The organism is Pseudomonas sp. FG86 (assembly GCF_057808775.1).
In genome coordinates, this window is the sequence record NZ_JBMDIS010000074.1 from 18683 (window position 1) to 32554 (window position 13872).

Consider the following 13872-nt stretch of genomic DNA (forward strand, 5'->3'; position numbering starts at 1 on the left):
TTTTCATCAATCAGGCAGTATCCACGTACCTAACCCGACGCGCTACAACCACCTAGCATGACAATTGCATTACACTTTTGTGACAGACATTGCGCCATGGGAGCACAGATGATGAAAATACGCGCAACCGTCATTTGCGAACACGAAGGGCATATCCTCTTCGTACGCAAGGCCAGGTCGAAATGGGCACTGCCAGGTGGCAAGGTCGAACAGCATGAATGCCCCGTCGGCGCGGCCGAACGGGAGCTGGAAGAAGAAACCGGGTTGAACGTGGACCGCCTGCTGTACCTGCAGGAACTGAAGGCCCGCGACACGCTGCACCATGTGTTCGAAGCCTCAGTGGTGAATATCGCCGATGCACGGCCCTGCAACGAGATCGTCGACTGCCAGTGGCATGCCTATGGCGCTGTGGACGAGTTGGACACCACCGACGCCACCCGCCATATCGTCAAATCCTTTCTGCGGCGCCTGTAGCTCTGCGCCCAGCATCCTTCGCGGTCGCCAACACTGAACGGGCAATCACCTGTCAATGTTGACAGTAGACCGATCGACGTCATCGGCTTACGGTCGTAGACGCAGGTTTCACTGCCAGAGGAAGGATGCAATGCCATGAAGCTACTCTACGAATTCAAAGAAGTGTTCGGGGACGATGACATACCCGAAGTCCTGATATCTCGCCTCAGCGATGAAAATAACGAACTTGATAAGCCAGACTTCACCGTACGTGTGTCTTCACTCAACAATGACGGGGAGCATTACGTTATCAGCAAGCCGGAAGATGTGGATGGTGACGGTAAAGGTGACGAAAATGACGCGTCCTACTATGAGCTGGCCGCCAAGCTGGTAACCGACTTGGTCACCTTGAGCGACATCGGTGATAAGAAGCGCTTTAGTCGCATATTGATAGGATTCAAACCTGGCTCAACAACGGATATCGAGATCCTGCATTTCAAAGACGGCAACAACGTCATGTCTGCAGCTGACTTTATCGTGACCGCAACAAACCCCGACCGCTACGGTAATTATCGGGAAATCAAGGACCTCATCGACGCCGATGGCGATGGCGACGTAGACAGCAATGACCGTCTGATTTACCGGAAGCTGGCCACATCGTTTGCGTCAATGAAAGACCCGCGCCCATAGCGGGTCTTTCAGGATGAAACCGCTCAGGATCGAGGCTTACTCCCTACCGACTCCAGGGACATCGATTTGTTTTTTGCTTGACCGCGCATGTACAACGCCTCGACCAGCTTCTGCCGCTCATCCTGGGGCAGGTTACCGGCGAACTGCGCCAGGGTGCTGTCCACCAGTGCCCGAAGGGCCATATCGGCCTCCCGTGCCTTGGCCAGCTCTGCCACCAATGCCTCACGGTCCAGGCTTGGCGCTTCCAATTGCTTGATCACACCCAACCGCGCTTCACGCCCCGCCATGATCAGCGGCTGGCTGTCGTCGCGATTGTGGCGCAGCAACTGGCGCAGCTCCCTGCGTCGCTCCACCGGCAGCTTCAACATCGCCTGGCGCAAGCCGTGCTGATTGACCACCGCTGCGGCGGTCGGCGTGTTGGCCATCCAATGGTAGAGGCCGCCACCGACGCCGCCGATAAGAAACACGTTGAGCAACACCGAAACGAGCAACCACGGCTTGAGGGATCTGCTTGTCATTGCTCGGCTTCCTCGGCATTGACGGTGAAGACGACTTCCGCGTCGCCCTGGTCGAAGACGCTGGGCAGCACGTCGGATGACAGCATGGGCAGCGGCACGCTCATGGACGCCACCAGCATTCCCGTGACGACGCCTGCGATCCCTACGCCCACAAGGCCGGCCGGCGATAGCCAACCGGCGTAACGCGACCAGAAAGACTCACCGCCCACTGCGGATCGGCGAATCTGCCTGACCAACGCCGCGTCGGCGACGAGCGGCTGATAGCTGTCCAGCCGGCTGTCGAGCCAACGCGCCTGCTGCAAGGTTTCGCGCGCATGCACATTGCCGCTGCGGAGCAACGCCTGGGCCGGTGCCTGTTCAGCGTCCGGCCAACGACGCAGGTCCGCCCCGTAGGCGTCGGCCAGGTAAGCAAAGCGTTCGGGTGTCATGGTGTTCCCCTTCCTGGGCGGGCAAGCCCGGGTGTGTCGGCAAGTTGGCTGCGCAACTGGCGTCGGGCCCTCGACAGCAGGCTCTCCAGTGCCTCGACGCTGATATTCATCAGGGCCGCGGCGTCGATGTTCGACAGCTCCTGGTAGTACTGCAACACGATGGCTTCGCGCTGGCGCTCGGGCAAGGCCGCCAACGCGGCGGCCATGCGTGCACTGCGGTCCTGGGTTTCCAATTGCTCTTCAGGCGATGGCGAGCTGTCTGCCACCTCCAGCGCCTCTTCGTCGCTCAACGGGCGCTCCTTGCGCCGGCGCAGGCGGTCACGGCACAAGTTGAGCACGACCCGGTGCAGCCAGGTATCGAAACGCGCCTCACCACTGCGCCAGTTGGCAGCCTGGCGCCAGATGCGCAGGAAGCTTTCCTGGGCCACATCCTTGGCCTCGTCGGCATCGCCCAGTATTCGACCGGCGAGCGCAAGCAACCGGGGTAGCTTGCGGGTCACCATTTCGTTGACGGCCGCAGGTTCGTTATTGCCGATACGTGCCAGCAGCTCAACGTCCGGATCAGTGTCTTTCAATCGGGCAAGTCTCGGTCCAGGGCTAAGAGGTTTCAGCGAATCCAGTGCCCTTCACGCCAATACCAGTTCGGGCCATGGGCTTCCCAGTGCCCAGGCTCCCAGCGGGCATGGCGCATCACCGGCTGCCAGTGACCCGGCACCCAGGCGTAACCGCGTCCTTCCCAGCGCCAGTGGCCAGGGTCCCAGGCATAACCGGGGCGCTCGGCGGGAATCATTTCCACACGCTGTGGTGGCGGCGTCTGCTGGATGATGATGTCGGTCTGGGCAAAGGTCGGGGTACTGACGAACACGGCGAAGGCCAGCGGGATCAGCACGGCATAACGCAAATGGGTCAGGGGTCTCATGGCAACTCCTTCATCGGCGTGCAGGAATACACGCTGCTGATGGGTTGAACGGCGTGTGCCGGCAAATCCGTCGCAGGCCGCGGCGTTTTTTTCCAGGCAGTGGTCAAACGCAGTATTGCGCAGGGGATGGCAAGGCTTGATGAAATGTTTGAAAGCTTCGCGACGGATTTACGCGGGTGACGGCGTTTAAAGAGTACGCACAACACACCCAAGAGGAAATGCCATGTCTCGTCGCCTATCCATGCTGGTCGCCGCCTTGTTGATTGTCAGCCTCAGCGGCTGTGTGATCGTGCCGGAGCACCGGCATTGCTGCTGGCGCTACTACGGCGCTGCCGCGACACCGACCGACACCGTCAACGGCTGATCCAGCGCGCTAACCCCTCCGCGTCCGGCTTGGAGCGCGGGGGGATGCAAACGTATCGACCATGCCGCTCTTCACCGCGTAAATGCCCCACGGCTGACGCCAGAATGCCCATCACTCGACCTCCCGTCTGCTGCTGCACCCAGCGCTTGACTCCAGCCCATGATCAAATGACGCTGTTGGCGTTTAGCCATCATCGCGAGCCGCCCAATCATGAGCACCGAACTCCCAAGCCTGCCCGACAGCGATGTGTACAAGACGCTGCTGGAATCGACCAAGGCCATCCCCTGGCGCATCGACTGGCAGACCATGACCTTCAGTTATATCGGCCCGCAGATCGAAGCGCTGCTGGGTTGGGCGCCGAAAAGCTGGGTCAGCGTGGATGACTGGGTGGAGCGCATGCACCCGGATGACCGCGAATACGTTGTGAATTTCTGTGTCTCGCAATCCCGTGCCGGGGTGGACCACGAGGCCGATTACCGCGCGCTGACGGTCAACGGCGACTATGTGTGGATTCGCGACGTGGTGCATGTGGTACGCAAGGATGGCGAGGTCGAAGCGCTGATCGGCTTCATGTTCGATATCAGCGAGCGCAAAAAGACCGAAGAGCACCTCACTCGCCTGCAAAAACAGCTGGAGGAATACTCCTTCCAGGACGGCCTCACCGGTATCGCCAACCGCCGCATGTTCGATACCGTGCTGGAACGCGAATGGGCCAGCGCCCAGCGTAGCCAGTTGCCGCTGTCGTTGATCATCCTGGATATCGATTTTTTCAAGCAGTACAACGACCACTACGGCCATATCAAGGGTGATGAATGCCTGCGTCAGGTGGCACGCACGCTGTCATTGGCGGCCAACCGACCGCGGGACTTCATCGCGCGCATCGGCGGCGAGGAATTCGTTTGGTTATTGCCGGAAACCGACGCCGCATCGGCCAGGCAAGTGGCGCAACGTTGCCTGCATCTGATTTGCCAGCAACAGATCGAACATGGGTTTTCACCGGTATCAAACCTGCTGAGCCTGAGCCTGGGGGTCGGCACGCATATCGTGACGCCGAACAGTGCGATGCTGGGGTTTGTCGAAAGCGTCGACAAATTGCTGTACCAGGCCAAGCACAATGGACGGATGCGTGCAGAGTTTGCCGAAATAGAAGTGTGATACCGAGGTCAAATCGCGGGCAAAAAAAATCCCAAGTAGCTGATGGAAACTTGGGATTTAAAAATGCATAAACCGTGGGAGGTGAACGCCCGGCAATAATACCCAGTGTAAAAAGCTGTAACAAGATTATTTTAATCCTTTCGTCGGATTAAAAGCGTCGTAAGTCATTCAATAACCACATATTTTTTAAGGTAGAGGGGTATATGAGTGCCACTTTTTGGTGCAAGTATCGCGATTACTTCCACCTCATATATCCCTTTATAAACAATGGTTATTAATTAAAGCGGCGTGACACTTTTGGAGGATTGCCCGTTCAACCGTTTGCAGGTTTCGCGAAGTTCGACACTGTTAGACGATGCCGCACTGGCCACACGCTCCACTTGCCGGCACAAGGCAATGCGTTCGGCCGCCGCCTCGCGTTGGCGGTCGACCTCGGCATTGAACTGCACGAAATAGATCCCCAGTGCCCCTGCGACACACAGCACCCCGAACGCGAAATAACGCAAGCTGTTGGACGATTCGGCCGCTGGCGGGTTCATGAGCTTATAGCGCCCTGCTCTTTTCGTAGCGGACGTCGTCACCCACCTCATTGGCCACCACCGACCTGCCCAGGTCGGTGATCTGTTCTCGACTCAGCGTTTGCATACTTGCCTCCTCCATGCAGGGCGCAATTGTATGCAAATTGAAACACAGGGATTGTCATGGATTTGTAAAGCGCCTGCCCCGCGAGGGCAGATCAAGAGCAGAAGCGCTGCCGGCCAATCGTTTATTTACGCGCCACTTTGTAGCGCAGGCAGTCCTGATAGAACGTCTGGCGAATCGCCTCGGGCTTGAGCCGAGAGCGGCTGTCATAGGTCTGCTCGGTGATGCCCATGGCCATCATGCGCATCCACGATTTGTTGAACTTGATGGTCTGGATCTTTTGTCGCGCGGCATACAGCGAAACCCCTGACAGCTTGAGTTCCTGAGCCCTGGCGGCAGTACCTGCGCCCCAACTGCACATGTACTTGTCACCCTCGCGCAACTCCCGTGCCTGCACGGTAGCCGCGCCGCCGGCCAGGGAACAGGCGAACAGCATGATTCCAACAGTGCGCATTTGTTTCCTCACCTAACCACCTGAAAATAAAAGCGATTCTGGCGAGAATTTTGTTACAAAGGGGCCACTAAATTGCCTTATTGCACACGGTAGGAGTGAGTTCTATCGCACTTACAGGGACTGCATGGGTTCACCACCGATAAGTCGCGCTCGCCTGCACGGTGCGTTGCGAGCCATACCAGCACCAGGAGTAGGACAAGCAGGACGCCACGTATTCTTTATTCGCCAGGTTGGTGGCGTTCAGCGCCAGGCGCAGGTTGTCCTTGGGGTTGGCAATATTCGCAATGTCGTAGTGCACCGCCGCGTCAAACAAGGTGTAGCCCGGGACTTTCAGGGTGTTGGCCGTATCCCCCCAGGACGATCCGACATAGCGTGCGCCAGCACCGGCACCGAATCCTTTCAACTGGCCATCATGGAAGGTGTAGTCAGCCCAGGCCGAGGCCGTATGGCGCGGCAGGCCATACGTGGTCGTGCCTTTGACCGGGATCGCCGGCCCTACGCCCACATCGCTGACCGGCGCGTACTGCGCGGTGCTGTTGGACTTGCTCGCACGGTTATCCAGGTACGCGTAGGCGGCGGTGATGTCCAGGTTGTCGTTGAGGCTGGCCTTGCCTTCCAGTTCAAAGCCACGGGATTGCTGTTCGCCGTCCTGGATGTTGCAACGGCCATTGCCACACAGGTGGGTCGGGTCTGGGTCGATGGTAGGCACGTTGCTCTGGCGCAGGTCGAAAATCGCCGCCGTGATAAAGCTGTTGCTGCCTGGCGGTTGGTACTTGATACCGATTTCATACTGCTTGCCCTCGGTCGGCTTGAACACCGAACCACCGTAGCCGGTGCCCGATTGCGGGTTGAACGACTCGGCATAGCTGGCGTAAGGCGCCAGACCGTTTTCAAACAGATAGACCAGGCCCACACGCCCGGTAAACGCCTTGCTGTCCAGGGAGGATTTGCTCTTGGCGCCACTGCTCAGGGTCTTGGTAGTGCTGTCGGTGCTGGCCCAGTCATAGCGACCGCCGAGCAACAGCACCCATTGGTCCCACTTCATTTGCTCCTGCAGGTAGACCCCCGTCTGTTCGCTGCGCGAGGTCGCATCGGTGGTGAACGCTGGCGTGGCCACGGGCGCGCCGTAGACCGGGTCGAAGATATCCAGGTCCGGCCCCGAGCCGTAACCGGCCTTGGTGTCGGTGCTGGTGTTCTGGTAATCGAGGCCCATCAACAACGTGTGCTGCAATGGCCCGGTGTCGAATTTGGCTTGCAGTTGGTTGTCGAGGTTGTAGGCGTCCATGTCGACATCGGTGGCAATGGTCGAACGCTTGGACGTGCGGTAATCCGCCCTGAGGTAGCTGTTGTAGAGGCTCCGATAGACACCTTCGGCACGCAGGTAGCGCGCGTTCTGGCGCACGGTCCAGACATCGTCGACATGATGTTCGAACGCGTAGCCAAGGGAGTAATACTCACGGTCACTCTTCTCGAAATTCTTTTCGCCGTCGTAGAAGTCCACGTCGATCCTGCGCCCGGTCGGACTGTGCAGCACCGAGCCCCAGGCCGGCACCGAGCCGTAGGATGCGCCTTGGGGGTCCTTCTGGAAATGCCCGAGCAAGGTCAGCGAGGTGGCCTCGTCCGGGCGCCAGGTGAATGCACTGGACAGTGACTGGCGGCGGGTCTCGGTGTGTTCGACCTGGCCGTCGGCCTCGTCGAACAATCCCGCCACACGGTAGGCGTACACACCCTGATCGTCGATCGGGCCACTGAGGTCGAAGGTGGTGCGCTTCTTGTTGAAGGTGCCGTATTCGACGCCCACTTCATGAAACGGCGTGTCCAGCGGGCGCTTGGTGACCATATTGATCACCCCGCTCGGCGTGCCCGGGCCATACAGCACCGAAGCCGGGCCGCGCAGTACTTCGACGCGCTCCAGATCGAAGGCGTCCTTTTGCGGCAAGGCGTCACGGCTGGCAGGCACGCGCAGGCCATCGAGGTAGGTGGACGGGGCGAAGCCACGGATGGTCAGTTGATCCAGGCGCGAGGCCGTGGCGCCACGGGTTTCCGGAACGACAGCGGCGCTGTAGCGCAGGATCTGGTTAAGGCTCTCGGCGTTCTGTGCGCGCATCTGGTCTTTAGTGACGATAGAAATCGACTGCGGGGTTTCAATCACTGCGGTGTCGGTCTTGGTTCCTGACAGGCTGCGCGTGGCCACGTAGCCGGCCACCGGCCCGGTCGGACTGTCGGCCCGGTCGGCCGCGCTGATGGTCGTGGCCTGTAACTCCATGGCCCCGCCGTTATCCGGGATAGCTTCCAGACGGTAGCGGTCGGCAGAGATCTTCAGCGCCTGCAAGCCGCTACCGGCGAGCACATGATTCAGCGCTACCTCAGTGTCGTATTGCCCGCTCAAGCCATTGCTGCGTTTGCCACGGGCCAGGCTTGCATCGAAAGCCAGCACCAGGCCCGCCTGTTCGGCCAGGCTATTGAGTGCCTGGCTCAATTCGCCGGCCGGAATCTGGAAACGGCGCAAGGCGCTGCGGCTTTCTTCAGCGAAGGCGGACGGCACGATCAGCAGCGGCACGGCGGCAAAGGCAATCGCCACGGACAGGGCCAGTGGGTGCAAGGGACGAGCAAGGCGCGACATGGGAAATCCTGCGTAATGGAGGTTCTATTAACCATGACGGGCACGCAGGAAAATCGGGCAAGGATGAGAGCAGTTTTTATTTGAGTGGTGTACTGCAATCGGTTGGATCGCTTTTTTGTGTAGCCCTTTGGGTAGGTTTTTCGCGTCTTTTTCCTGACTGTGGTGAGCCCTTTCTGATTTTCAAAACCGTTCATCCAGCCGCTTTTCGCTGCGGCAGACTCCGACGCCTTGCCTTCTGCCGAGACGTCACGGATGACCAACGCTTCCCACATTGCCCATATCGAACATGAGCTGGATGGCTTCCATCAGAGCCTGGTGACGTATCGCCAGCAACTGGGGGCCTGGTATTCGCGTGCGCTGGATTCGGTGAGCCACGCCGCTGATTTACCGTCGTTGCTGAGGATGGATCGGGTGTTGCGCGCGGGGAATTCGCAACGTTCCGTGAGCCTTTCCGATACCGACTTCTCCACCGTGGCCCGCTGCCCGGCGGGCGGTGTGTTGCAGATCGAAAGCAAGTTCGAGTCGGTGTATGACGTGCCGATTGGCGATATCCCGGTTGAGGTGATCGGCCTGGATGACGGCAGTTCTACCGTGGTCATGCTCGATGAACAGGGTAAAGGCTCACACCCATGCGTCGCGGGCGCGCGCTACCAGGTACGGGTGCAAGGCGGCGTGTCGGCGCAACAGGTGGACGCGTTGTTTGTGTCCTACGCCGGGCTGACCGCAGACCTGGAGCAATGGCTGCGGTCGCAGTGGGAAGGGTTCAAGCCGCATTGGCAACAGTCGACGGCCAGCGCGATTGGCAGCGGGATATTGGCTGGCAGTTGGGCGGCGATTCGCGAGGTGTGGGACAGCATCCAGCTGGTGCAGGCAATTCTTGAAGACCCGTTGAAGTACGTCGAACAGCTTGGCGCCGAAGCGGCCAAGCTGGCGGATTTGGCCGCCAGCGCCCCCAAGGTCATGGAACAGGCGATGTTGCTCGCCAGTGATGAAGCGGCGCTGTTCCTGCTGGTGCGCACGGCGATGATCTGGTTGGACGCATTGCCGCCCAGTGAGATTGCGCAAGTGGCGGCTGGGTTTGTGGTGTCGCTACTGATCGACCTGGTGATGGGTGCGGTGCTGACCATCGCATTGCCCGCGGCAGCAGTGGCGTATTTGAGCCTGCGGCTGGCCAGGTATGGCGCGCAGATGGTTAAGGCGGCTGTAGGTTTTGTTCAGGGCGTGCTGGCGATTCTGACGAAGTTCATGCAGGCGGTGGATCGCTACAAAGCGGTGGCGGTTCGCGGCGTGGTCGGCGGGCTCAAGCAAGGCACGCTGCAGATGCGCTGGCGGGCGCGGCAGAACACGGTGCTGAAGCAAAAAGAGCACGTGGATGATGCGCCTCTTTCGGGGAAAAACCCTGCGGGGGATGCTGCCGCGTCTTCGGATAAAACCGTAACCAACGGCTGTCCGGTGTCGATGGTTACCGGCGAGGAATTGCTCACCCTCACCGATGGCACGCTGGACGGGATTTTGCCCTTCGAGTGGACCCGGTTGTACCGCACCAGTGCGGTGGAAGTGGATTGCGGGTTGGGGTTTGGCTGGAGTCATTCGCTGGCGCACAGGCTTTCTGTGGTGGGCGATTCGGTCGTCTGGATTGACCATGAAAACCGCACGACTGAGTTCCCGCTGCCCACCGCGGCTCGCCCGGCGATCACCAATAGCCTGGCTGAAGCGGCGATCTATCTGGGCGCTTCGCCGGATGAACTGGTGCTGGCCCAGGCCTCGCGGTTTTATCACTTTCGCGACGGTGTATTGGTCTCGATCAGTGATGCGTATGACAACCGCCTGCGAATCTTCCGCGACGTATTGGGGCGCATTGAGCGGTTGGATAACGGCGCGGGCCGGTCGCTGTTTTTGCGCTATGAACGGGGCCGCATTGTGGCGGTGGATTACCAGGTTCAGCGCGCCAAGGGGCATGAACCCTACGTCTGGGTGACGGAGCAGCACGTTGTTGCCTACGCCTATGACGACGCTGGACGGCTGGTCTCGGCGACCAATGCCGTCGGCGAAAGCGAGGTTTACCGCTACGACGATAAGCACGTCATTCTCGAGCGGCAATTGGCCGGTGGGGCGAGTTTCTTCTGGGCGTGGGAACGGTCTGGCAAGGCGGCGCGATGTGTCCGGCATTGGGCCAGTTTTTCGCAGATGGACACGCGCTATGTGTGGAGTGACGATGGTCGCGTCACGGTGCACAACGCCGATGGCAGCCAGGAAGTGTATGTCCATGACCACCGGGCGCGGCTGGTGCAGCGGATTGATCCGGACGGTGCGCAGCACTTCAAATCCTACGATGACAAAGGTCGGCTGACGGTCGAGCAGGACCCGCTGGGGGCGGTGACGGCGTATCAGTACGACGAAGCCGGGCGCTTGGTCGCGCTGTTTCCGGGGGATGACGAGCCGACGTCCTACGAGCATGACAATGGCTTCGTACGGGTTGTAAGGCGGGGTCTGGCGGTCTGAAAGTACGAGCGTAATGACCAGGGCGATGTCATTCGTAAGACCGATCCCGACGGCCATGTCACCGACTACAGCTACGACCAATACGGACAACTGGTTGGGGTTTGGTACCCGGATCACAGTTGTCAGCGACTGGTGTGGAATGAGCGCGGGCAACTGCTGGAGCAGACGCTGCCCAATGGCGCTGTGCGGCGCTATCGCTATGACGATCTTGGCCGGCAGGTGGCCCGTGAGGATGAGCATGGCGCGCTGACCCAGTATCAGTGGGACAGCGTGGGTCGGTTGGTTCGCGTGGTGCTGCCCGGTGGGGCGTGTCGGGAATACAGCTACAACCCCTACGGAAAAATCACCGCCGAACGCGATGAACTCGGGCGTGTCACCCGCTACGAATACGCCGACGGCTTGCACCTGATCAGCCGCCGTATCAACGCCGATGGCACCCAGGTCCACTACCGCTACGACAACGCCCGGTTACTGCTGACCGAGATCGAAAACGAGGTCGGCGAGACCTACCGGCTCGACTACCACCCCAACGGGCTGATCCAGCAGGAAGTCGGGTTTGATGGGCAGCGTACGGCTTATGCCTACGACCTCAACGGCAACCTGCAGGAAAAGACCGAACACGGCGACGATGGCAGTCAGCTCGTTACTCGTTATGAGCGAGACCACGCCGGTCGCCTCGTACGAAAAACCCTGCCCGACGGCAACCTTGTTGAATATACCTACGACCGCCAAGGCAACCTCCTCAGCGTCGACGACGGTCACTGGGCGCTAGCCTACGAATACGATAGCCAAAACCGTCTCACCGCCGAACACCAAGGCTGGGGCACCTTGCGTTATGGCTACGACGCCTGCGGTCAGCTTCAAAACCTGCGCCTGCCCGACAACAACCGCGTGGTGTTCAACCACAGCAAAGGCGGCCACCTCGCCACCGTCGAGTTAAATGGCGCACTGCTGACCTCTCATCTATTCAAGGCCGGCCAAGAACACCAACGCCAACAGGGCCAGCTCCTCAGCCACTACCACTACGACGAACAACACCGCCTGCACGCCCACACCGTCGCGCAACAGGACACCCACCTTTACCAGCGCCACTACGACTACGACAAAACCGGCAACCTCACCCGTTTAGTCGACAGCCGCAAAGGCGAACACCACTACCACTACGACCCCCTCGCCCGCCTCACCCGCGCCGACCATACGCAAGCCCCGCACGAACGCTTCGCCCACGACCCGGCCGGCAACCTGCTCATGCAAGACCGCCCCGGCCCCGACATCGTCGCCGGCAACCGCCTGATGATCCAGGGCGACCGCCACTACGACTACGACGCTTTCGGCAACCTCATCCGTGAACGGCGCGGCAAGGGTCACCAACTCGTCACCGAATACCGCTACGACTGCCAGCATCGGCTGATCGGCATCACCCAACCCAACGGCCAAACCGCCAGCTACCGCTATGACCCGTTTGGGCGGCGAATCAGCAAAACCGTCGACAACATCACCACCGAGTTTTTCTGGCAAGGCGACAAACTCATCGCCGAACATCACGCCGAAAAGCATCGCAGCTACATCTACGAACCGGACAGCTTTCGCCCGCTCGCCCTGCTGGAAGGCTTCGGTCCAAAAGAAACCAAGCCTTATCACTACCAACTCGACCACCTCGGCACACCGCAGGAACTCACCGCCCCCGACGGTGAAATCGTCTGGTCCGCGCACTATCGCGCCTACGGCCAGATCAGCCGTCTCGACAAAGGCAAAATCGACAACCCGCTACGGTTTCAGGGTCAGTACTTCGATCAGGAAAGCGGGCTGCACTACAACCGTCATCGCTACTACAATCCGGATGTCGGTCGCTACCTGACACCGGATCCGGTTAAGTTGGCGGGTGGGATCAATGCGTACCAGTACGTGCCAAATCCCACCGGCTGGGTAGATCCGTTAGGCTTAAGTACTTGTCCTGGTGAAAATGGATGTAAACCGACAAACGGCGCTGATGCCCCGCAGAAACATGCAAAAGTCCACGAGGGAGATGCAGAACTACCTAAAGGGGCCGATAGCAAACTATCTAGAAATGGTGCTTTTAAAAGAGCAAAAGCAATAGGCGAAATCCCAAAGACTCAACACCCGACACTAATACGCAGAGTTAAGATCACTGATCAGGAGCAGTACACGGAGGGTAGAGTGTACACATTCAAATTACAGGAACGCCAAATAGAAATCAGGGAGCACTCACTTGGTCATAAAAAAGGCAACCTTGGTCCACACTTCAACACGGAGATCAGAATCAACGGACAATCAATACCGTTAAAAAACGACACAGACAATCACTCATACTTCAAGAGATAAAAAATGGAAACAGTATTCATCAGACAAATAGGCATCCATCCGTGGGATCAACTGTATCCTAGCCACGACGAGAACTATATAACGGTAACACTGCTCAACCAAGATTATGCAGGTATGTGGAAAACCTGGTGTGAGTTTAGCTCACGAATTACAGAAAAATGGCCAAAAATTGTACAGTGGCATACACATCTATCGCCTTGCTACAGCAAAAGCGAAGAATACATTTTACAAAAGAACTTTTATAAAAAATCACATCCAGCAGATATTTTAAGAAAAAATGAATTCACCAACATCTACTCTCAGATAATTAACTTAGATTGCAACCCGCTTCAAATTAATCCTGACTGCATGGCATGCTACCGAACTTCTGTAACACTTATGCAAAACAATGAAAGCAATCTCGAACACCTATGGCACAACCTAAGCACTCTCACGAACATCTCAAAAACTGACGACTTCAAATTAATTCTTTCTGACGAAAAATCTATTTCCTTCAGATTCTATGATGCAGAAACACATGGTGTCGCCCAGCTCATTTGCCACTCAAAACACTTGCCTTCCCTAAACGAAACCATTCACAAAATTAACTTGGAAGAAATTCAGCAAAACGGTGTTTACGAATATATCCATAGGTAATGAGCTTAGGAGTGCGACATTCATTTTATTTACTTTACGTGTGTGCCCTCTCAGAAGATCTGAGCAGAAAGAGCAGAAAGGGGACAGAACTGAATGGCACTTACTTAACAGCTAACCTTCTGATATGACTACAAAAAATGAAAAA

Annotated in this window: 12 protein-coding genes and 1 pseudogene; 6 read left to right on the forward strand and 7 right to left on the reverse strand. The window is 58.2% G+C overall.

What is annotated here, in order from left to right:
* Nucleotides 1–111: 111 nt before the first annotated feature.
* Both ACODSV_RS28850 and ACODSV_RS28855 read left to right on the forward strand, forming a co-directional pair.
* A complete protein-coding gene (locus ACODSV_RS28850) occupies nucleotides 112–474 on the forward strand; it encodes an NUDIX hydrolase (protein ID WP_150054735.1) in 363 nt (120 codons plus the stop codon).
* A 135-nt stretch (nucleotides 475–609) separates the two neighbouring features.
* Nucleotides 610–1143, forward strand: a complete 534-nt coding sequence (locus ACODSV_RS28855) for a hypothetical protein (protein ID WP_150054736.1) — start codon at nucleotides 610–612, stop codon at nucleotides 1141–1143.
* A gap of 23 nt (nucleotides 1144–1166) precedes the next feature.
* Here the strand turns inward: ACODSV_RS28855 and ACODSV_RS28860 are convergent, their stop codons facing one another.
* The 4 genes from ACODSV_RS28860 to ACODSV_RS28875 are packed head-to-tail and all read right to left on the reverse strand — an operon-like array spanning nucleotide 1167 to nucleotide 3008.
* The gene (locus ACODSV_RS28860; protein ID WP_150054737.1) at nucleotides 1167–1661 is read right to left on the reverse strand and encodes a periplasmic heavy metal sensor; all 495 of its coding nucleotides are present in this window, start codon (nucleotides 1659–1661) and stop codon (nucleotides 1167–1169) included.
* Entirely contained in the window at nucleotides 1658–2089 is a 432-nt protein-coding gene (locus ACODSV_RS28865) for a hypothetical protein (protein ID WP_150054738.1), read from the reverse strand. Before ACODSV_RS28865 ends, ACODSV_RS28860 begins: the two co-directional genes overlap by 4 nt.
* Nucleotides 2086–2664: an RNA polymerase sigma factor gene (locus ACODSV_RS28870; RefSeq protein ID WP_024075998.1), complete on the reverse strand. Its 579-nt coding sequence runs from the start codon at nucleotides 2662–2664 to the stop codon at nucleotides 2086–2088. The genes ACODSV_RS28865 and ACODSV_RS28870 overlap by 4 nt, the downstream gene beginning before the upstream one ends.
* A 32-nt stretch (nucleotides 2665–2696) precedes the next feature.
* Nucleotides 2697–3008, reverse strand: coding sequence for a YXWGXW repeat-containing protein (locus ACODSV_RS28875; RefSeq protein ID WP_150054739.1), 312 nt, complete (start codon nucleotides 3006–3008; stop codon nucleotides 2697–2699).
* Between the two features lie 223 nt (nucleotides 3009–3231).
* Between ACODSV_RS28875 and ACODSV_RS28880 the strand changes: the two genes are divergently transcribed.
* Both ACODSV_RS28880 and ACODSV_RS28885 read left to right on the forward strand, forming a co-directional pair.
* Nucleotides 3232–3372 carry a hypothetical protein gene (locus ACODSV_RS28880; RefSeq protein ID WP_024076000.1) on the forward strand — a complete coding sequence of 47 codons (141 nt, stop codon included), beginning with the start codon at nucleotides 3232–3234 and terminating at the stop codon, nucleotides 3370–3372.
* 210 nt (nucleotides 3373–3582) lie between these two features.
* Nucleotides 3583–4527, forward strand: coding sequence for a sensor domain-containing diguanylate cyclase (locus tag ACODSV_RS28885; RefSeq protein ID WP_150054740.1), 945 nt, complete (start codon nucleotides 3583–3585; stop codon nucleotides 4525–4527).
* 278 nt (nucleotides 4528–4805) lie between these two features.
* Here ACODSV_RS28885 and ACODSV_RS28890 read toward each other — a convergent pair whose 3' ends face one another.
* The 3 genes from ACODSV_RS28890 to ACODSV_RS28900 form a co-directional block, all read right to left on the reverse strand.
* Nucleotides 4806–5066, reverse strand: coding sequence for a hypothetical protein (locus ACODSV_RS28890; RefSeq protein WP_024076002.1), 261 nt, complete (start codon nucleotides 5064–5066; stop codon nucleotides 4806–4808).
* A 227-nt stretch (nucleotides 5067–5293) separates the two neighbouring features.
* A complete protein-coding gene (locus ACODSV_RS28895) occupies nucleotides 5294–5623 on the reverse strand; it encodes a hypothetical protein (RefSeq protein WP_024076003.1) in 330 nt (109 codons plus the stop codon).
* 130 nt (nucleotides 5624–5753) lie between these two features.
* Nucleotides 5754–8246, reverse strand: a complete 2493-nt coding sequence (locus ACODSV_RS28900) for a TonB-dependent siderophore receptor (protein ID WP_150054741.1) — start codon at nucleotides 8244–8246, stop codon at nucleotides 5754–5756.
* 252 nt (nucleotides 8247–8498) lie between these two features.
* Here ACODSV_RS28900 and ACODSV_RS28905 point away from each other — a divergent pair.
* Both ACODSV_RS28905 and ACODSV_RS28910 read left to right on the forward strand, forming a co-directional pair.
* A pseudogene (locus ACODSV_RS28905) lies at nucleotides 8499–13091 on the forward strand (RHS repeat-associated core domain-containing protein).
* A gap of 3 nt (nucleotides 13092–13094) precedes the next feature.
* Nucleotides 13095–13727 carry a hypothetical protein gene (locus tag ACODSV_RS28910; protein ID WP_150056590.1) on the forward strand — a complete coding sequence of 211 codons (633 nt, stop codon included), beginning with the start codon at nucleotides 13095–13097 and terminating at the stop codon, nucleotides 13725–13727.
* Nucleotides 13728–13872 lie beyond the last annotated feature (145 nt).